Here is an 18,656-nt window from a genome sequence, read left to right as displayed (position 1 = left end):
AGTTATTTGAGCGGCACGAACTTCGAGGACCGGGTCGCGCCGATTCCGGCCTGCCCGTGTTCGACCGAATTCCGGGTCAGCTGGAACTCCCCGAGGTAGTGTCCGATCATCTCGGGCTCGACGCGGACGCGCTCGAAGGACTGCCCGTTGTACACCGCGAACGTCTTCTCGACGAATTCGGGCAGGATGGGCATGTCCCGGAGGTGCGTCCGGATCGGATCGTTGGCGGACTCCTGGGGGTCGGCCTCGCTGGCCCTCTCCAGCAGCTTCTCCTGTTGATCCGACAGTCCTCGTTCGATGGTTCGCCGCTGTCGTGCGGGTAGCAGTTCCGTGACCTCCTCGAGCGACATCTCCTGCAGCTCGTCGAGCGTGTGACCGCGGTAGGTGAACTCACCTTCGCGGCCGGTGCGGTATTCCGAACTCATTAGTTATCCTTGCCTCCTTTGCCACCGCGACCGGTGCGCTTCGAGGCGATATCGCCGACCTTCCGTCCCGGCGGGGCGTCCCGGGAGACGGACTTCGGCTGTCCGGGGTGCTGGCGGCCGCCGCCACCGAACGGGTGGTCGACGGCGTTCATCGCGACCCCGCGGACGCGCGGCCACTTGATGCCGCGCGCTTTCATCTTGTGGTGCTTCTTCCCGGCCTTCACGAACGGCTTCTCCGTGCGACCGCCGCCGGCGACGACGCCGACCGTGGCGCGGCACTGCGGGTTCAGCCGCTTGACCTCCCCGGAGGGGAGCTTCACGACCGCGACGCGGCGGTCGTGGGTGAGAAGCTGCGCGCTCGTTCCGGAGGCGCGGGCGAACTTCCCGCCGTCGCCGGGCTGGCGCTCGACGTTACACACGGGGACCCCCTCGGGGATCTCCGAAAGCGGGAGCGTGTTGCCGGGCTTGATCTCGGCGGACACGCCGGTCTGGACCGTCTCGCCGACGGCGACGCCCTCGGGAACGAGGACGAGTCGCTGCTCGCCGTCGTCGTACTCGACCGCGGCGACCGGCGCGCTGCGCGCGGGGTCGTGTTCGATGTCGACGACCGTCCCGGAGACGGTGTCGTCCGATTCCGACTGCTTGTGTGAGAGCTCAGCTTTGTACCGGTGCGAGGGAGCCCGGAACGTGGACGTCCCGCGACCGCGGCGCTGACCCTGAATTCGTCGTCCCATGTTCAGAACACCCCGATTCGCGAGGCGACTTCCTGCGCGTCGTCGTCCTCGTCGAGCTGGACGGTCGCTTTCTTCTTTCCGCGCGGCGTCACCTGCGTGTTCACGTCGGTGACCGCGACCTCGTAGCGCGATTCGACCTCGTCTCTGATCTCGGGCTTCGTCGCGTCGATGTCGACGATGAACTGGAGCTTGTTGTCGAAGTCCATCTCGTCCATCGCCTTCTCGGTGACGAGCGGGTGCTCGATGAGCGAGCTCATCGCGACGCCACCTCCTCGATCGCGCTCTCGGTAAAGAGCGTCAGCCGACCGGCCTGCGTGCCGGGCGCGAGGTCCTCGGCACCGACGTTGGCCGCGGTGACCACGTCCGCGCCGGGGAGGTTCCGCGCCGCCTTCGATGGCTCCTCGCTCGTGACGAAGAGGATCGACTTCGGGCGGGTGTATTTCCGTCCGCGCGTTTTGCCGCGTCCGGCCTTCACCTTCCTGTTCTCGTCGGAGCGCTCGATGTCGGCGTGGACGCCGAGCGATTCGAGCAGGTCGACGACATCGCGGGTCTTCACGAGCTCCTCGAAGTCGTCGGCGACGACGAGCGGGACCTCGACGCCGTCGTCGAAGCGGTGGCCGCGCTCGCGGACGAGTTCCTCGTCCGTCGTGGCGGCGATCGCCGAGCGAACGGCGAGTTTGCGCTCTTTGTCGTTGATGTCTTTGCCCTGGTCTTTCTCCGCCTTCGGCGGGTGCGCCTTCCGGCCCTTGACCGCGTGCGGCACGCGTCGTGCGCGTCCGTTTTCGCGGGGGTCGTGTGACATCCCGCGGCCGCTACCGAACGACTCGGCCGGAGTTCGCAGCCCCGCGTAGGGGTCGGCACCGTACGCCTGTTTTCGGTTCGCCTGCGCGGCGACCACGGCGCGCTCGATGAGGTCCGGACGGTAAGACGTCTCGAAGACCTCGGGCAGGTCGAGCGTACCGGCGTCGTCGCCGTTCAGGTCGCGAATTGTTGCCTGCATTGTTTATCCCTGATTCGATTGGGTCGACACGTAGCGCACCTCGGGGTCGAGACGCGGCTGGTCGGCCGGTCGGACGGCCGGACGGAACCGAAGGAGGCGCTTGTCCGGCCCCGGGAGCGAGCCCTTGACGAGCGCGTACGGTCCGTCTACCTCGCCGTATCCGACGAAGCCGCCGTCGACGGTCGGTTCTGCGCCCTCACCGATGTCGATGAGGCGCTTGTTCAGTTCGGTCCGCTGGTGGTACCCCGTCTGCCCCTGCTGGGGCACGGTCGAGCGCACGCGGGAGGGGTTCCACGGACCGAGGTTGCCGATCCGACGCCGCCATCCCTGGCGAGCGTGTTTGCCCTTCCGCTTCTGGACGCCCCATCGCTTGACGGGACCCTGCGTCCCCTTCCCCTTCGTGACGCCGGCGACGTCGAGGTACTCGCCGGCGCGGAAGACGTCGGCGATCTCGTGTTCGCCGCCCTCGCCGACGAGGTCGAGCGCGAAGTCGACGCGCTCCTCGACGGAGCCGCCGCCGACGCGCGTCTCCATCACGTCGGGCTTCTTCTTGGGGACGTTCTTCATCTCGCTCGGGACGGTGTGGGTGATGAGGCGGACGTCGTCGACGTCGCCGGCCTCGACGGCCGCGCGAAGGTCCTCGGCGTCATCCTCGAAGGTGTCCTCGTTGGGGAGATCGAGGGTGCGGTCGAGGCTCTCCTCGAACTCGCGTCCCCACACTTCCGTCAGGGGCTTTGCACCGTACGGCGTCTCTTCGTAGGCTCGTAGGGCGACGGCGCGCATCGGCGGCGTCTCCACGACGGTCACCGGCACGGCCTCCTCCATCCCTTCGCGGGGGGAGTTGGCCTCGTCGTTGACCATCATCACCTGGGTCATTCCGGCTTTGTAGCCGGCGAAACCCTGGATTCCGGGGGACCCGTCGTCGTCGGGCCACGACCGGATGCGCGGGACCTCTGAGGTCGCACGCTTACGCGGGCTGAAGCCCATCGAACCTTTTCGTGGTCTGCTTGGTTGTGGCATATGATCACTCCGTGAGTGTCAGGGTCGCGAGGGAGGCGAACATCGCCTCTTCGGTCCGCACCACCTCGCTGCCCTGTCGCGGAATCGTATTCAGCCAGAGATCGAACCCCGGACCGTCAACGGGTTCGACCGCATCCTCGACGTCGACGCCGAGGATGGCCGGAAGCCCACGACCGGGTGACCCGAACGCGACTGTCGCGCCCTCCCGCTCGATGCGGGAGGCGAGCTGCGGCAGCCACGAGGTGGTCAGCGCCTCGCCGTGGCGGGACGTCGCGATTGTGACGCCCGCGTCGGCGCGGCCGAGCGCTTCCTCGAGGTCCGTGTGGGACACGTCGAAGCCCGGAACGGGCTCGTCGACGATCCGCGCACGGACCGGTTCTCGCGAAGAGATCCTGATGGCGACGCGCGCTCCCTCCTCGACCTCCATACCGGGAGGCACGTGGAGCGAGACCGGGTGTTGCAGTTCGCAATTGACCCGTACGCGGCCGTCAGGTCCGACCTCGGTCACGATTCCCTGTGTTAACGACCCCGAACCGTCTGATTCGGAGCCGGTCATAGACGGGACGCGGAGGGGCGGAAGGACACCGACGTACTCGAGTTCGTCGCGTCGCCCCCACAGGTCCTTTCGGAGGTGTGGCGGCGTGGCAGCGTATCGCAGCACCGTTTCGACGAACTCGCCCCCGAGGCGTCGTTCGCCTTCCCGATCGGGGAAGACGACGAGCCGATCCGCCCGAAACACCGTCGCCGCGCGGGCGACGTAGCCGAGTTTGCGAGTCGCCTCGCGTTTGTCTTCGGCCTCTCGGACGATCGAGGACGGCACGAGTGCGGTCAGCGTCATACCGGTCCCTTCAGCGTCACGTCTAGACTGTACCTCTGATACTGGAAGCGGACCTAAAAGAGTAGCGAAAGCTCGCTTGGGGTGTGAGGCCGTCACACCCCGATAGGCGGCCGTTTCGTGTTCGGTCATCGTGGGAGTCGTCCCCACGCCATCGGCCGATTTCTTCGCTGATTCGCAAGCCTTATTTACGAATCCCGTGTCTTCAGAAATGCAGAAGCAAACCACCACGCGCTGGTAGTGTAGTGGTATCACGTGACCTTGCCATGGTCACAACCTGGGTTCAAATCCCAGCCAGCGCATTCAGCTCCCACCTTTTTGCTGCGTCGGGTCGCGCGAAGCGCGACCGCTCCTTGCAAAAATCTGGACCAAAAAGAGGCCGCTCGCTCGGCCTGCGGCCTCGCTCGCGGTACAACCGCTGGTCCGCATCTTTATCAGACTCCCTGAAATAGCTACAGCCCATATGACGCTTCGCGAGGAGTTAGTCGAATATGCAGAACGCTCCTCTGGCCTTATCGACGACTCTCCGCAGATGGACGAGGAGAACACCAAGCGGAAGGTCATCGAACCGTTGATAGAACTGCTCGGGTGGAACATTCTCTCCTCGGGTGTCGAACTCGAGTACTCGGTTCAGATGGGGTCGGGGACGAAGAAAGTGGACTACGCGCTCAAACTGGAGGGGACTCCGGTTGTTTTCGTTGAGGCGAAGGGGTGTGATACTCCACTCGAACAGAGCCACGAGAACCAACTGAAAAGCTATATGCGGCAGGTCGGAGTCGACTGGGGGCTACTCTCGAACGGACGCACTTTCGAGATATTCCGCCGAGACGTATCCAGCAACCGACCTAACGAAGTCTCTCTCGCGGAGTTCTCCATAAAAGAAGCACCGGAGAACAAACACCCGCTCAGAGCCCTTTCACGCGGGTCTATTACGTCTGGAGAATCGCGACAGATTGCGGAGAACATCGAAGCAGTACAGAAGGCCGTCGAGGCACTTCGGAAGAACAAGGAGAGTCTAGCGGAGGATCTGACGGGGATAGTTACAGGGGTTGCTGGCAGCGCTGTATCTCAGCACGTGGAGGACGACGCAAAGAGCTTCGTGGACGATCTAATCGAGTCACTGGAAGAGCAAACTCATCGAGAAGACGTAGTAAATCAACGTATTCGTGACGACAGGATTGTTAGTACTGAAGCGGAGAACACGGAGTACGTAATCCGAGTCACGAGAAATGGTGATGAGATACATCGAGTGAACGAGAAAATGCAGTCAGAGTCGGTTGCTTCGCTTGTAAACTATCTTATCGAAGAGGAAGAGTTATTAGATGAAATCGAAATCCCGTACATTCCCGGAACAGGACGCGGGAGTCGTGCGCTCCTCAACGACACACCCGAACACCCGAACGGAAAGCAAATGAAAGGGAATCAGCGTATGTCTGGCGGTTACTATTTGCTCACGCATCTGAGTTCGAAAGACAAGAAACGGTATATCTCCGAGCTCTCGAAAAAAGTAGGACTGGGATGTGAGTTTACTGGAAAATGGTAATGAATGTCGACTTCAGATTTTCCCTCTATTGAAACGGCACACATCCCACAATAGGTTCCATCCGACGCTACTGAGCAGCGGACGGAACGGTGAATCCAGAGCAGCTCGTCACGCCACTTGAAGTCATCAAATCGTTCACGCAGGATATCATATCACTCGTACTGATATTCTCGGGATGGCGGGCGATCAATGAGAACCTACTCGGAGCCGATGTACTGCTGTTCCCAGTCCTGACGGGCCGAAATCTCTCGCTGTCCGCGGCGTGTCAGCTTGTAGAAGTTCGTTCGGCGGTCCAGCTCGCCCTTTTCGACGAGTCCCTTCTGGACGAGGGTATCGAGATTCGGGTACAGCCGACCGTGCTGGATCTCTTTTTCGTAGTATTCGTCGAGTTCGTCTTTCACGGCGAGGCCGTGCGGCTGGTCGAGACCGGCGATGACGTACAGCAGGTCGCGCTGAAACCCTGTTAAATCGTACATATCCATAGAAATATAGATGTTCTATTAAAACCGTCGGAAATACGAGTAGTCCGCCGTCGCACTCGGGCCGAACGGTACGCGAGACTCACCACGCCTTGCAGTCCGAGCAGACGAAATCGCGCTCCCGCGTCCACGCACGCTCGACGATCCGCTCGCAGCCGACGCACTCGATACCGTCGGGATCCCATCGATACGTCGAGACCGCGGCGTCGACGTCGTCTCCGGCGCGGTTTTCCGGGGATTCGCGTTCGTCCCCGTCGTCAACGCCCTCCTCGAGGGTGTCGTCGGCGTCGGTCGTCGGCTCCGAGGACGCTTCGGCCCCCTCGCTGAGAAACTCCTCGAGTGACCGGTCGCGCACCATACGACACCACTGTGGCGGCGTCGGCTTAGCCGTGGCGGCTCGCCGGCGGCCGAGAGAGTTCCGTACACACATATACGAGGCGAACGAACGGCCGGATATGGTCACGGTCATCGACTTCGTCGCGCAGCTGCTCACGAGCATCGTCGACCTCGTCAGGATCTTCCTCTTCGAGGTTCTCCTCGGCGTGGACCCGATTACCTCGGTCTCGTTCCTCGTCGGCGCGGTGCTGACCACCGGCGCGGTCGCGTTCTTCGCGTACCTCGTACTCGGCGCGCTCGTGAATCAGCTGACCGGACTCGGCGCGAGCGCGCCCGACGCCGCTTCCGTTCGCGGGCCTCAGTAACGACACGCGCTCCGCGCTATCGAAGTGGCTCCGCCGTTCGGGGCTCCCGGCGCGGATCCTTCTCGTATAGAATCTAGTCGGCGAGGCAGTCGAACCCTTCGGGCTCGGCCCCCGTCTCAATCGCACCTACCAGTCGGGGGACCACTCCCGGATCGCCTGTCGGACGAAATCGGACTCGACGTCCCGGAAGTGCGCGTCGCTCTCACCGTGAGCGCCCCACTCGAAGTCGCGGGCGACGACGACGGGCGTTCCGGCGTCGCCCTCGCCGGCCACGAGGTTCGCCGCCGCCGCGAGTTCGTCGGCGACGTTCTCCACTGTGACCGTGAGTTCGCGTCCGTCTCGATCCGGCTCTCCGCGCCAGTCGCGGCCGGGCGAGAGACCGGCCCAGCCGATGGCGACGCCGCGCTGGCCGTGGCGGAACGGCCGCCCGCTGGTGTCCGTGACGACGACGCGGTCGGCCGGGAGCGCCGATCGGATCCGCGCGGCGCTCTCGGAGGGACGCTTCGGAAGCAACAGCACGTCTCCGTCTCTGACGTTCGAGCGATCGACGCCGGCGTTGACGGTGATGTGACCGAACCGCGTCTCGGTCAGGAGGAAGGGCGCCTCCATCAGGACCTCGACGCTCTCTTCGAGGACTGCCTGGACGAATCGGGGGTCCGTCTCTCCGTCGGTGTGGTCAGCGAGCGCGCCGGCTACTTCGCGGGCCCGCGGGCCGGGCGGGAAGTCCTCGAGGTCGACGCATCGGCCCTCCGCCTTCGAGACGACTGTCGACGCGACGCAGACGACGTCGTCGGACCGGAGGTCGACGCGCTCGCGGACCAGCGCTGCGATGTCGTGACCCGCCCGAATCTCGGGCAGGTCGGGGACGGCGAACAGTTCCATACTCACGATGCGAACGCATCGGGTAAAAAGCGGACAGATAACGGATACACTGGCACCGTCGGTGGCTGACGGTTGCCGCGACGCCCAGAGCCCGACCCACCGAAAAGCCGTTTCTCCCCCGGCGCTAACGGACGGTGATGGCACACGTCGTCACGTGCTTCCTCCGCGAGCGCGGGAAGGTGCTTCTCGCCCGTCGCAGCGACGCGGTCGGGACGTATCGGGGTCGCTGGGCTGGGATTTCAGGCTACGTGGAGGGCGACCCCTCCGACGCCGAGCGCGACGCGCGGCGCGAACTCCGCGAGGAGGTGGGCCTGACGGGCGCGGCCCTCGAACTCGTCCGCGCCGGCGATCCGCTCGCCGTCGACGACGCGGAGGGTCACTTCGTCGTTCACCCGTTTCTCTTCGAGTGTGGGACCCGCGCGATGACGCCGAACGAGGAACTCGCCGCCGTCGAATGGGTGGATCCCACCGCGATCATAGAGCGCGAGACGGTGCCGCGGCTCTGGGAGACGTGGCGACGAGTCGGACCGACCGTCGAGTCCGTCCGCGAGGACCGAACGCACGGCTCGGCGTGGCTCTCCGTTCGCGCGCTGGAAGTCCTCCGCGACGCCGCCGCGGACGCAGAGACGCACGCGAACGCGACCGCTGGGGAGGAGACAGATCGCGGCGCAACCGACGAGGACGCGACCGGCGGAGGCGCGAATCACGAGGACGAGACGTGGCGGTCGATCGCCGCAGTCGCTCGCGACCTCCGGGACGCTCGCCCGGAGATGGTGGCGATCGAGAACCGCATAAACCGCGTTCTCGCTGACGTCCGCCGGCCTTCCGGCGGCGCGGAGTCAGTCGTGACACGGGCGATCGAAGCGATCGATGCCGCGGTCGACGCCGACGCGGAGGCGGCGGAGACGGCCGCGGCTCTCCTTCGAGGGACAGACGCGACGGCCGTCGCGACGCTCTCGCGCTCCGGAACCGTCCGCGCGGCGATCGAATCGTTCGAGCCCGAAACGCTGCTCGTCGCCGAGTCGCGCCCCGAACGCGAGGGCGTGGCCGTCGCCGAGTGGGCCGCCGAGGAGACCGCCGCGGCCGTGACGCTCACGACCGAGGCGGCGCTCCCGACGGCGCTTGCATCACGAGAGATCGACGCGGTCCTCGTCGGCGCTGACTCGCTGCTGCCGAGCGGCGGTGTCGCGAACAAAACGGGGACGCGGGTGCTCGCGCTCGCGGCGCGGGAGTACGGCGCCCCCGTCTACGCCGTGGCCGCGGCGGACAAAACGCAGCCGGCTGGGCGGGCGAACGCGGGGCGGGGAGAGGCCCCGCTGACTCAGCGTTCGCCGGCGGACGCCGTCTATGACGGCGACGCCGACGTGAACGTCCACGCGCCGACGTTCGAGGCGGTCCCCGCGGGGTTGATCGACGGAATCGCAGCCGAAGACGGACTCCTCGACGCGGCCGACGTGCGAGAACTGGCCGAACGGCACGCCGAGAACGCGGAGTGGGACGCAGAACAGGAGGCGTGAGACCCCATAGCGTCGGATCGTCCCGCTCTTTCCCTCAGGCCCCTTCGACCACCGGAGCGAGAGATTCTTCACCCACGCGTACGGAACGACGTACGGTGGCGATGACGAGGGTTACCCCCACTCAGCCCCTTGTGATGACACCGTTTCACCGAGCCACCATTCACAGCGAGCGTCGGCTCAACTGACGAACTTCAGCAGGTCGTCGCGCTTCTGCTCGTGAAATCGCGTCCGGAGCGCCTCGTTCAGCGCGTCGATATCGCCTCGCTTCGCACTGATCGGTGCGATCGTCTCACGCCACTGCTGCCACGGCGGGTGGAGGCCGAGCCGATCGCACAGCGCGTCCAGCCGCTCGTCGCGGTCGTCGACTTTGTCCATCTTGTTGACCGCGACGACCGTCGGCACGTCGAGTTCCCACAGGAAGTGAAACAGCTCGACGTCGTGGGGGATCTCGTCGGGTCCGGAGTGGCGGTCGATTATGTCGACGGCGCTTTTCCCGTCGACGACGAGCACGGCCGCGAGGACGTCGTCGGCGTTCGATTCGACGTATCTGACGACGTCTGTTTTGATTTGCTCGCGTCGCTCCTCCTCGACGCCGGACATGAAGCCGAATCCGGGGAGGTCGGTGAACATGAAGTTCTCCGAGTTCCAATCGAAGTGATTCGGCGAGCGCGTCACCCCCGGCTTTCCGCCGGTCGTGAACTTCGAGTGACCGGTCAGCTCCCGCATCAGTGTCGATTTCCCGACGTTCGACCGGCCGAGGAGGACGACTTCCTCGCGGTCCGGGCGATCTTCGAACATAGCGAAAACAGGCCGTCGCCGGGGTTAACGCTGACGTTCGATCCCCGTGTGTCCGGTCCGTGTGCGGATCGCGCGCCTTCTTTAGCGTCGTGTACCGGCGGCTTCCGCCACGGCGTCGGCGACCTCGCGGACGAGTTCGTCGAAGTCGGGGTTCTCCCCCTCCCTGACCCACCTGTAGGTCACCACTCCGTCGGTGTCGATGACGAAGACGCTCCGCTCTGCGACTTCGAGCATCCCGTATATATCTTCGAGGACCACGTCGTAGTCGTCGATCACTTCGTGGTCCCAGTCCGAGAGCAGCGAGAAGTTCAGCCTCTCCTCGCGGATCCAGACGTTCTGCGAGAACGGGAGATCGACGCTCACGCCGTACACCTGCGCGTCGAGGTCGTCGAACAGCCCCATCGAGTCTCGGAAGGTGCACATCTCTTCGGTACAGCCGCTGGTGAAGGCGGCCGGAAAGAACGCAAGGACCGTCGGCCCGTCCGGAATCGCAGCCGAGAGCGTGAACGGTTCCATATCGTTGTAGGCCTCGCCGCTGGCCATAGGAAGCGTGAAGTCGGGGGCCTCGTCGCCGATGTCGACCATACGGGACGGTCGACGCGACGATATGTTAACAGTTTCCCGTAGTCGGTCCCTCAGATGAGCCCTTCCGCTCGTGCCAGCAGGAGACCCTCCAGGGTCGCGTCGTTCGGTGTCCCCGCGCGTACCGTTTCGAGGGCCGTCTCGACGGGGATCGAATGGACCGACAGAAACTCGTTGGCATCGAGATTCTGTTCGGCGGGGGAGAGATCCGTCGCGAAGACGTACCCCCGCTGGTGCCGGAGGACGCCAGTCGAACACCAGACCGTCTCGAGGAGCGCTGTGCTCTCGGCGGCGAAGCCGGTTTCCTCACAGAGTTCGCGCGTCGCCGCGCCGGTGAACGATTCCCCGCGCTCGACGATACCAGCGGGGAGTTCCATCTGCGTCTCGCGGATCGTTGGCCGGTACTGTTCGACGAAGACCACCGAGTCGTCCTGCACAGCGACGACGACGACGGCCGTGGCGAGTTCGGCCCAGTAGTAGCGCTTCGTCGATCCGTTCGGCTGTTCTACGAGGTCGTATCCGCCGGTGTACCAGCCGGTCTCGTACTCGGTGACTGCTTCGTGGACGGGCCACTCGGGATCGGGGAGCGACTCGTGCCTGCGTCCGTCGTCGGTCATACTCAGTCTCCAGTCGGCGACGGCTTAACGATGTGTCTCTGCGACTCGCTGTGCGGCGTCACTCGGACGTGTCGCTCTCGGCGTCGACATCGTCCGACTCCTCGAAGCGCGGTCGGTAGAGCCGCGCGAACGCCTGTCGCCGGAGCGTCCCCACCGCGGCCTCGCGCTCGTTTTGGAACGTCGCGGCGACGACCGCCTCGGCGAAGGGCGCGGCGTGCCACGCGACGCGGTCAACGTCTTCGCTGCCGAGTTCCGTCACCTCGTAGTCGGGGTGGTCGTCGACCCACGCGTCGAACGCGGCGCGTGAGCCGACGTGAACTGCCAGCCGGTCGGCGAAGACGACGTTTCGCGCGCGCTCGACGACCTCGCCCGTCACGCGCTCTGTGTACTCCTCGCGGTCGAACTCCATCGCCTTCGCCGCCTCGCGGACGACCTGCTTTGCGGTCGGTCCGGCGGCCGAAAACGCCTCGCGGGCCTCCGCGAGCGACTCCGGCGACAGCGTCCCCTCGGTCTCCATACGCGTGGGTCGTCGACTCGCGCACAAACGCTTTGGGTCTCGCTCCGGCGTAGGTTTTTAAGCGAACACGCGCCCAGACGGCGTGTGACGTAGCGTTCGCCCCGCGTCGAGCTACGGTTGCTCGGCACGTCGGCGTGGGGTCCCGGCCGGAAGCGGCCGCGTCGGAAACCGGGTGTGCCGACTGTTCGCCAGCTTACGATCCGGAGTCCCGACTCTCCGCGTCGCTTTCGCTATCGTCCGCAGCGTCCTCGCCCGCTGTCGAGTCCGATTCGAGCATCTCCGCCGTCATCTCGCGCGCCTCTTCGAGGATCGCCCGCGCTTCCTCGTCGAGCGTTCCCGCTCCGGTGGCGGCCGCGACCTCGGGGTCGACGCCGTCGGACCGCCCCGGTTCGCCTCGTCCGTGGTGGTGCCCGGTTCCGTGATGGTGTTGGGTTCCGCGACCCCCGTGCCCGTGCGCGGTGTCCTCGAATACTTGGTCGTAGTCCGCCTCCGGGGCGAGTTCGGCCACCCTCTGTGCGAGTTCGTCTTCCCCGTCGGACGCCCACCCGGGCGCGTGTTCGTCCAGCCACGCCTCGTGCCCGTCGCTGTGGACCATCGCGGTGAACGCTAGGTGGTTCGCGAGATGCGTCGCGTCCTGCTGAGGGGTCTCACAGACGGGACAGGCGAAGCCCATACCCCCGCGTACGTCGTCGCAGTACAAGGGCGTGTGGTTTCGGCCGAGAGCGAGTGACGGATCAGACCGGCGCGCTCACTCGCCTCCGGCCCAGCCCTCGAGGTCGACCACGAGCAACAGCGCGTCCTCGCCGTCGGCGTAGTAGCCGGGGACGCGTCGCGTCGGCTCGAAGCCCATCTCGCGGTACAGCGACCGCGCGGGGTCGTTGCCCTCGCGGACCTCGAGTTTCGCCACCGCCGCGCCCGCCAGCGCGAGCCCGAAGAGCCCCTCGCGGAGCAGCCGCCGGCCGATCCCCGCGCCGCGGGCGTCGGGGCGGACGGCGAGGTCCTTGATGTGGCCGATGTCGCGGCCGTGATTCGGCATCACGTCGCCGACGACGTACCCGAGCACCGTGCACTCGCCGTCGACGCCGTCGCCGACGGCGACCAGAAAGGCCGGGGCGTCGAGCAGCGACTCGAACGCGGCGTAGGGCCACGGCTCCGAGAAGGAACGCCGTTCGATCCGGAGGACGTCGAGCAGGTCCGCGCGGTCGGCGGGTCGAACGGTGACCGACGACCCGGACGCGGTTTCGGAGCCGTCTCGCTTCCGTCGGACGCTCTCGTCGCCGGACGTGTCGCTCACGCGCTCCGATAGGTGCCTGTGCGGCAAAAGTCCGCTGACTCCGCGTCGAGCGCTGCCGCTCGTCGCGGTGACGTCAAAAAAACCGATCGGTTGGTCGTCCGCTCTACTGATTGACCCTGTCGTGTCCCCGTGCGCGCCGTCAACGGGGCGGGCACTCACCGGGACACGGCGAGAGCAATCAGTATCAGTCGTCCGCGGGCGTCGCGCCGCTGTCGTCCTGGGCGTACTGCTCCTTCGTGAGGCGGAGCTTACCGCCCGCTTTGAGGATACCGCGCTCGCGCTCGGAGGCGTCGAGTTCGGCGGTGGCCTCCCAGTTGTCGTTCACGCGAACGGTGAACTCGGTCTCGCCGTTGGCGACGGCCTCGGCGACGTCGGTGACGATCTCGACGTCGTCACCCTGATCGATCTTCTGGTAGGTCTCCTCGTCGATCGCCAGCGGGACGATCCCGAAGTTGAACAGGTTCGCCTTGTGGATGCGGGCGAACGACTGCGCGAGGACGGCCTCGATGCCGAGGAACTGCGGGCACATCGCGGCGTGCTCGCGCGAGGAGCCCTGTCCGTAGTTCTCGCCGGCGACGAGGACGCCACCGGGGGAGTCGAGCGCGCGCTGTGCGAACGTGTCGTCGACGCGCGAGAGCGTGAACTCCGAGAGCTTCTCGATGTTCGAGCGGTACTTGAGGATGTCCGACGTCGCGGGGATGATGTGGTCCGTCGTGATGTTGTCTTCCATCTTCAGGAGCACTTCACCCTGAATGTCGGCCTCGAGCGGTTCGCCGATCGGCGCAGAGCCGATGTTCGGCCCCTTGACGAGTCCGTCGTCGACGGCCTCGTCGGGCTCGATGATGTCGGTCTTCGAGCCGTCGTACGCGTCCGGCAGTTCGACGCCGGGGGCCTCGAGGTCGCCGAGTTCCTCCGCGAGGTCTCGCGGATCGACGATCTCGCCTTTGATCGCCGCGGCGGCGGCGACCTCCGGCGAGCAGAGGTAGACGGAGTCGTCCTCGATGCCCGAGCGACCCTCGAAGTTGCGGTTGAAGGTCCGCAGCGAGACGGAGTCGGAGGCGGGGACGTGACCGATGCCGATACACGCACCGCAGGTCGCCTCCGAGAAGTTGACGCCGGCGGCCATCATCTCGGCGGTCCAGCCCTGACGGGCGAGGATCTCCGAGGCCTGCTTCGAGCCGGGCGCGACGATCATCTCGGTCTTCATGTCGACCTCGCGGCCTTCGACCATCTTCGCGGCCGGGAGGATGTCCTCGTAGCCGCCGTTCGTACAGGAGCCGACCATCACTTGCTCGACGGACTCGCCCGCGGCCTCTCGGACGGGGACGACCTTGTCGGGCATCGACGGCGCGGCGATGAGCGGTTCTATGTCGGAGAGGTCGATGACGATCTCGTCGGCGTACTCGGCGTCCTCGTCGGGCGAGAGCTCGACGTACTCGTCCTCGCGGCCCTGCCGGGCGAGGTAATCGCGGGTCTCCTCGTCGGTCGGGAAGATCGACGACGTCGCGCCGAGTTCGGTGCCCATGTTGGTGATCGTCGTCCGCTCCGGCACCGAGAGCGTCTCGACGCCGGGGCCGGTGTACTCGAAGACCTTGCCGACGCCGCCCTTTACGGACAGCCGGCGGAGCATCTCGAGGATGACGTCCTTCGCGGTCGACCACTCGGGGAGCTCGCCCTCGAGGCGGACGTTGACGACCTCCGGCATCTCGACGTAGTACGCGCCGCCGCCCATCGCGACGGAGATGTCGAGACCGCCCGCACCGATCGCGAGCTGGCCGAGGCCGCCGGGCGTCGGCGTGTGCGAGTCAGAGCCGAGCAGCGTCTTGCCGGGCGCGGCGAAGTTCTCCTTGTGGACGTTGTGGCAGATGCCGTTGCCCGGGCGGGAGAAGTACGCGCCGTAGGTGCCGGCCGCAGAACGCAGGAAGCGGTGGTCGTCGGTGTTCTTGAAGTCGAACTGGTACGTCTGGTGGTCGCAGTACTGCGCGGCCAGCTCGGTCTGGACCTCGTCCAGCTCGAGCGCCTCGAACTGCAGCCACACCATCGTGCCGGTCGTGTCCTGTGCGAGTACCTGATCGATCTCGATCCCGATCTCCTCTCCGGGCTCGAGCTCTCCCTCGACGAGGTGGTCGTCGAGAATTTGTTCCGTAAGCGTCTGTCCCATAACGTCCGTGGGTCGGCCGTCTACGATTATAAATCCCGCGTGTTTGAGGCCGGATATATGATCCTTATACACATATAGAGACCTAATTCGATACGAACAACCACCGTCGCCGTCGGCCGCTTTTTTCGTTCCGCCGACACCGATCTCGGCGGAGACCCGGCTACGGCGGCCTGACTGCGGTAGCGATTCGCCCCGAGGTGGCCGACCGGTAGCGACACGGTTTTGCGCTCGGGGATCGGTTCCGTCGGTATGTTCCGCGCCGGTTCCTTCGTCGCGACTCGTATCGATCCGATCGACGACGCGCAAGTACAGCCGAACGGCGTCGACCTCACACTCGGCGACGTCCTCGAGCAGCGAGAGCCGGGGCGCGTCGGCGTCGACGGCAAGTCAGTGGGCGCACGCGAACCCGTCGCAGACGACGAGGGAGAGTTTCACCTCGACCGGGGGGGCTACATCCTCCAGTACGCCGAAACGATCTCGATTCCCGATAACCACGTCGGATTTCTGTACCCCCGGTCGACGTTGATGCGGAACTCCTGTATGCTCAACACGGCCGTCTGGGACGCCGGCTACGAGGGCCGAGGTGAGGGTCTGCTGCAGGTCCACCACCCGATACGGCTCGAACGCGGCGCGCGCGTTGCACAACTCGTTCTCGCGGAGGCCGCACACGAGGACGTCTACGACGGCGCCTATCAGGGCGAGCGGACCGAAGACCGATGATTATTCTCGTCTCGTACCGGTGAGCGCTCTCAACGGGGCGGGCGCGCACCGGGACACAGTGAGAACAGACAGGAGGAGCGGGAGTATCCTACCTGTTCATCGATTTTCGCCGGACGGGGCGGCGAGAACCGGTCAGGACGTACGCCGATCCCTTTGAGACGGGGTTGGACGGCCGGAAACCGACGCCGTCGACACCCGCAGAATATCGGGCCTACCCAAAGGCACATTTACGCCCACCCCTAAGGGCGGTTAACTGATGTCCCGGAGTCCGTCGCTCCCAGATACCCCGAGTCTGGACCTCGACCCAGAGATGTCGGACGCCGAACGGCTGTCGGCGATCCGCCAGCACTACGAACGCCTCCTCACCGTCAGCGAGGAGCTCGACGAGCGGCTCGCGTCGGCGACCGACCGCCGCGAGGAGCTCAAAGCGGAGGTCCAACAGCTCAAGCGACGCAACGATACGCTGAAGACCTCCTCGCTGTACTTGGCGACCGTCGAGGAAGTGACGGACGACGGGATCGTGATCAAACAGCACGGCAACAACCAAGAGGTGTTGACGGACGCGTCGCCGCACCTCGACGCCGAGATCGAAGCCGGCGATCGGGTCGCGATAAACGACTCCTTCGCGATCCAGCAGTTGCTGGACGACGAGACCGACTCGCGCGCGCAGGCGATGGAGATCGACGCCTCCCCGATGGTCTCCTACGACGACATCGGCGGGATCGACGACCAGATCCGGGAGGTCCGCGAGGCGGTCGAAGAGCCGCTCACGAACCCGGAGCTGTTCGAGGCCGTCGGGGTCGACCCGCCCTCGGGCGTGCTCCTGTACGGCCCCCCGGGAACGGGCAAGACGATGCTCGCGAAGGCCGTCGCCAACGAGACCGACGCGACGTTCATCAAGATGGCCGGCTCCGAGCTCGTCCGGAAGTTCATCGGTGAGGGCTCCCGGCTCGTCCGCGACCTCTTCGACCTCGCGGCCGAGCGCGAGCCCGCGGTGATCTTCATCGACGAGATCGACGCCGTCGCCTCCAAGCGGACGGACTCGAAGACCTCCGGCGACGCGGAGGTCCAGCGGACGATGATGCAGCTGCTCTCGGAGATGGACGGCTTCGACGAGCGCGGCGACATTCGGATCATGGCGGCGACGAACCGCTTCGACATGCTCGACGAGGCGATCCTCCGCCCCGGCCGCTTCGACCGCCTCATCGAGGTCCCCAAGCCCGACGCCGAGGGGCGCGAGCAGGTCCTCAGGATCCACACCCGCGATATGAACGTCGCAGACGATGTCGACTTCGCGGACCTCGCGGCGTCGCTCGAAGAGTACTCCGGGGCCGACATCGCCGCGCTGGCGACCGAGGCAGGGATGTTCGCCATCCGCGACGGCCGCACCGAAATCCGCCGGCAGGACTTCGACGACGCCTACGAGAAGATCGAAGACGCCGACGCGCAGACGACGATTCCGGGGCCGACGACCTATCAGTACTGACGGCTCGCCGTCCGAATCCGAGCGTCCCGCCGTCCGAATCCGTAACCGCTTATTCTTCGCGCCGTCGTTCTCGGGTATGAGCACTATCCGGGTCGTTCGCGGCGTTGGCGAGGCACCCACGGAGATGGCCTCCTACGACGCCGCCCTCGCGGCCGCGAACGTCCACAACTACAACCTCGTCGCCGTCTCCTCGGTGATCCCCGCGGCGGCGACCGTCGAGGAGGTCGGGACCGCGCCGGACCTCGGGCCGGCGGGGAACCGACTCACCGTCGTCGAGGCGCGGGCGACGACCGGCGGCGTCGGCACCGTCTCGGCAGGACTCGGCTGGGCGACGGGCGCTGGACCGGGACTGTTCTACGAGGCCGCCGGCGAGGACCCGGCGACGGTCCGCCGAACCGTCGAGGTGGGGCTTGACGCCGGCGGCGACCTCCGAGAGTGGGAGCTCACCGACGAACAGGTCGCCGTCACGACCGCGGAGGCCGACGGCGAGGGGTACACCACGGCGGTCACGCTCGCCGTCTACGGCCAGAGCGAGTCGATCTTCTGATACTGATTACTCTCACTTTTCACTGCCGAGCGCCACCCCTGCCGACGGCGCTCGGCGGGCAGAGACGAGAGTAATCAGTATGAGGTGCGGTGAATCGACTTTTCGAGGGTGTTCGTCCGAGAGAACCGGTCCCTCGACGCGGCGGTTGTGCGACGCGCAGATCCCGCCGACGCCTTTATCAGTCGTCTAGCCCTACACGCAACGACACTCAGAAATGAACGGAAACAATCCCTATGCGGGTGCTCCCGGCGTCGTGGACGCGGGCCGTCCCGAGGACGTCAACCTCTCGGCGACGCAAGTACGACAGCTTCGAACAGCCGTCGCGGGGATCGTCTCCCGAACGGAGGCGTACCTCCCCGAAGGCTACGCCGTCGGCTCTGAACTCTCCTACGGCGCGAACGGGCCGCAGGCCACGGTGGCGGTCCGGCCGCCCGCCGGCCGCCCTGTCAGCGCGGGCTTCACACCCGACGAGGAGGACCTCGAATCCGGGCTCACCGACGAGGACCGCGACGAGGTGGCCCGCGGGCTCGCTGCCTCGGCGGCGCTCCAGGTGATGAACACCGTCGGAGACGGACTGACGCCGACGGCGCGATAGCGGGCGCGACTGCGACTCGTTTCACTCGTCCATTGTGAGGGACTTCCGGATCAGTAGCGATGCGACGATCCCGGCGGCGGCGACGATCACGACGAACAGGGCGGGCGGGAGGTCCGTGAGCCACAGCCCGCCGTAACCGATGAGAAGCGCGAAGAGGACGGCCAAGACGAGCGGTCGGGGCGTTTCGACGTACAATACAGTCC

General features: G+C 65.9%; 24 protein-coding genes and 1 tRNA gene. 8 read left to right on the top strand and 17 right to left on the bottom strand.

Features of this window, described 5'->3' with window-relative positions; all coding sequences use genetic code 11:
* Nucleotides 1-2 precede the first annotated feature (2 nt).
* Genes ACT3HL_RS12830 through ACT3HL_RS12805 form a run of 6 tightly spaced genes read right to left on the bottom strand, consistent with a single transcriptional unit; the run spans nt 3 to nt 4,017 of the window.
* Nucleotides 3-425: a 30S ribosomal protein S19 gene (locus ACT3HL_RS12830; protein ID WP_445087231.1), complete on the bottom strand. Its 423-nt coding sequence runs from the start codon at nt 423-425 to the stop codon at nt 3-5.
* Nucleotides 425-1,159 (bottom strand): 50S ribosomal protein L2, encoded by a 735-nt coding sequence (locus ACT3HL_RS12825; protein ID WP_445087230.1) that lies wholly within the window; start codon nt 1,157-1,159, stop codon nt 425-427. Before ACT3HL_RS12825 ends, ACT3HL_RS12830 begins: the two co-directional genes overlap by 1 nt.
* A gap of 2 nt (nt 1,160-1,161) precedes the next feature.
* Nucleotides 1,162-1,416 carry a 50S ribosomal protein L23 gene (locus ACT3HL_RS12820; protein ID WP_445087229.1) on the bottom strand — a complete coding sequence of 85 codons (255 nt, stop codon included), beginning with the start codon at nt 1,414-1,416 and terminating at the stop codon, nt 1,162-1,164.
* Nucleotides 1,413-2,159 carry a 50S ribosomal protein L4 gene (rpl4p, locus tag ACT3HL_RS12815; RefSeq protein ID WP_445087228.1) on the bottom strand — a complete coding sequence of 249 codons (747 nt, stop codon included), beginning with the start codon at nt 2,157-2,159 and terminating at the stop codon, nt 1,413-1,415. Before rpl4p ends, ACT3HL_RS12820 begins: the two co-directional genes overlap by 4 nt.
* A 3-nt stretch (nt 2,160-2,162) precedes the next feature.
* A complete protein-coding gene (locus tag ACT3HL_RS12810; protein WP_445087227.1) occupies nt 2,163-3,179 on the bottom strand; it encodes a 50S ribosomal protein L3 in 1,017 nt (338 codons plus the stop codon).
* Nucleotides 3,180-3,183: 4 nt separating this feature from the next.
* On the bottom strand, nt 3,184-4,017 hold the full coding sequence (locus tag ACT3HL_RS12805; RefSeq protein WP_445087226.1) for a putative RNA uridine N3 methyltransferase: 834 nt from the start codon (nt 4,015-4,017) through the stop codon (nt 3,184-3,186).
* A gap of 228 nt (nt 4,018-4,245) precedes the next feature.
* Between ACT3HL_RS12805 and ACT3HL_RS12800 the strand changes: the two genes are divergently transcribed.
* Together ACT3HL_RS12800 and ACT3HL_RS12795 are read left to right on the top strand one after the other, a co-directional pair.
* A tRNA-Gly gene (locus ACT3HL_RS12800) sits at nt 4,246-4,316 on the top strand.
* Between the two features lie 161 nt (nt 4,317-4,477).
* Nucleotides 4,478-5,557 carry a type I restriction enzyme HsdR N-terminal domain-containing protein gene (locus ACT3HL_RS12795; protein ID WP_445087225.1) on the top strand — a complete coding sequence of 360 codons (1,080 nt, stop codon included), beginning with the start codon at nt 4,478-4,480 and terminating at the stop codon, nt 5,555-5,557.
* A gap of 197 nt (nt 5,558-5,754) precedes the next feature.
* Here the strand turns inward: ACT3HL_RS12795 and ACT3HL_RS12790 are convergent, their stop codons facing one another.
* Nucleotides 5,755-6,033 carry a helix-turn-helix transcriptional regulator gene (locus ACT3HL_RS12790; protein WP_445087224.1) on the bottom strand — a complete coding sequence of 93 codons (279 nt, stop codon included), beginning with the start codon at nt 6,031-6,033 and terminating at the stop codon, nt 5,755-5,757.
* Nucleotides 6,034-6,118: 85 nt separating this feature from the next.
* A complete protein-coding gene (locus tag ACT3HL_RS12785; protein ID WP_445087223.1) occupies nt 6,119-6,394 on the bottom strand; it encodes a DUF7573 domain-containing protein in 276 nt (91 codons plus the stop codon).
* Nucleotides 6,395-6,491: 97 nt separating this feature from the next.
* Here ACT3HL_RS12785 and ACT3HL_RS12780 point away from each other — a divergent pair, with 97 nt between their 5' ends.
* Entirely contained in the window at nt 6,492-6,737 is a 246-nt protein-coding gene (locus ACT3HL_RS12780; RefSeq protein ID WP_445087222.1) for a hypothetical protein, read from the top strand.
* Nucleotides 6,738-6,863: 126 nt separating this feature from the next.
* Here the strand turns inward: ACT3HL_RS12780 and ACT3HL_RS12775 are convergent, their stop codons facing one another.
* A complete protein-coding gene (locus tag ACT3HL_RS12775; protein WP_445087221.1) occupies nt 6,864-7,619 on the bottom strand; it encodes a coenzyme F420-0:L-glutamate ligase in 756 nt (251 codons plus the stop codon).
* A gap of 137 nt (nt 7,620-7,756) precedes the next feature.
* On the opposite strand from ACT3HL_RS12775, the gene ACT3HL_RS12770 reads away from it, so the two are divergent.
* On the top strand, nt 7,757-9,136 hold the full coding sequence (locus ACT3HL_RS12770) for an NUDIX domain-containing protein (RefSeq protein WP_445087220.1): 1,380 nt from the start codon (nt 7,757-7,759) through the stop codon (nt 9,134-9,136).
* A 177-nt stretch (nt 9,137-9,313) separates the two neighbouring features.
* Here ACT3HL_RS12770 and engB read toward each other — a convergent pair whose 3' ends face one another.
* The 7 genes from engB to ACT3HL_RS12735 all read right to left on the bottom strand — a co-directional run bounded on the left by engB (nt 9,314) and on the right by ACT3HL_RS12735 (nt 15,105).
* On the bottom strand, nt 9,314-9,934 hold the full coding sequence (engB, locus tag ACT3HL_RS12765; protein WP_445087219.1) for a GTP-binding protein EngB: 621 nt from the start codon (nt 9,932-9,934) through the stop codon (nt 9,314-9,316).
* 81 nt (nt 9,935-10,015) lie between these two features.
* Nucleotides 10,016-10,519, bottom strand: a complete 504-nt coding sequence (locus tag ACT3HL_RS12760; RefSeq protein ID WP_445087218.1) for a redoxin domain-containing protein — start codon at nt 10,517-10,519, stop codon at nt 10,016-10,018.
* A gap of 50 nt (nt 10,520-10,569) precedes the next feature.
* Entirely contained in the window at nt 10,570-11,133 is a 564-nt protein-coding gene (locus ACT3HL_RS12755) for an NUDIX domain-containing protein (protein WP_445087217.1), read from the bottom strand.
* Between the two features lie 58 nt (nt 11,134-11,191).
* On the bottom strand, nt 11,192-11,650 hold the full coding sequence (locus tag ACT3HL_RS12750; protein ID WP_445087216.1) for a DUF5809 family protein: 459 nt from the start codon (nt 11,648-11,650) through the stop codon (nt 11,192-11,194).
* 193 nt (nt 11,651-11,843) lie between these two features.
* Nucleotides 11,844-12,323, bottom strand: a complete 480-nt coding sequence (locus tag ACT3HL_RS12745; protein ID WP_445087215.1) for a DUF5810 domain-containing protein — start codon at nt 12,321-12,323, stop codon at nt 11,844-11,846.
* 75 nt (nt 12,324-12,398) lie between these two features.
* On the bottom strand, nt 12,399-12,944 hold the full coding sequence (locus tag ACT3HL_RS12740; protein ID WP_445087214.1) for a GNAT family N-acetyltransferase: 546 nt from the start codon (nt 12,942-12,944) through the stop codon (nt 12,399-12,401).
* A gap of 184 nt (nt 12,945-13,128) precedes the next feature.
* The gene (locus tag ACT3HL_RS12735; RefSeq protein WP_445087213.1) at nt 13,129-15,105 is read right to left on the bottom strand and encodes an aconitate hydratase; all 1,977 of its coding nucleotides are present in this window, start codon (nt 15,103-15,105) and stop codon (nt 13,129-13,131) included.
* Nucleotides 15,106-15,354: 249 nt separating this feature from the next.
* Between ACT3HL_RS12735 and ACT3HL_RS12730 the strand changes: the two genes are divergently transcribed.
* The 4 genes from ACT3HL_RS12730 to ACT3HL_RS12715 all read left to right on the top strand — a co-directional run bounded on the left by ACT3HL_RS12730 (nt 15,355) and on the right by ACT3HL_RS12715 (nt 18,453).
* Nucleotides 15,355-15,825, top strand: coding sequence for a deoxyuridine 5'-triphosphate nucleotidohydrolase (locus tag ACT3HL_RS12730; protein WP_445087212.1), 471 nt, complete (start codon nt 15,355-15,357; stop codon nt 15,823-15,825).
* 256 nt (nt 15,826-16,081) lie between these two features.
* A complete protein-coding gene (gene pan2 / locus ACT3HL_RS12725) occupies nt 16,082-17,311 on the top strand; it encodes a proteasome-activating nucleotidase Pan2 (RefSeq protein WP_445087211.1) in 1,230 nt (409 codons plus the stop codon).
* A gap of 76 nt (nt 17,312-17,387) precedes the next feature.
* Nucleotides 17,388-17,858: a pyruvoyl-dependent arginine decarboxylase gene (locus ACT3HL_RS12720; protein WP_445087210.1), complete on the top strand. Its 471-nt coding sequence runs from the start codon at nt 17,388-17,390 to the stop codon at nt 17,856-17,858.
* A 214-nt stretch (nt 17,859-18,072) separates the two neighbouring features.
* Complete coding sequence (locus ACT3HL_RS12715; RefSeq protein ID WP_445087209.1) at nt 18,073-18,453, top strand: DUF5811 family protein; 381 nt, start codon at nt 18,073-18,075, stop codon at nt 18,451-18,453.
* A gap of 21 nt (nt 18,454-18,474) precedes the next feature.
* On the opposite strand, the gene ACT3HL_RS12710 is transcribed toward ACT3HL_RS12715, so the two are convergent.
* Nucleotides 18,475-18,648, bottom strand: coding sequence for a hypothetical protein (locus ACT3HL_RS12710; protein WP_445087208.1), 174 nt, complete (start codon nt 18,646-18,648; stop codon nt 18,475-18,477).
* Nucleotides 18,649-18,656 lie beyond the last annotated feature (8 nt).

The sequence above is a fragment of the Halobellus sp. GM3 genome (assembly GCF_052545375.1).
This window is presented reverse-complemented; position numbering and strand designations above follow the sequence as displayed.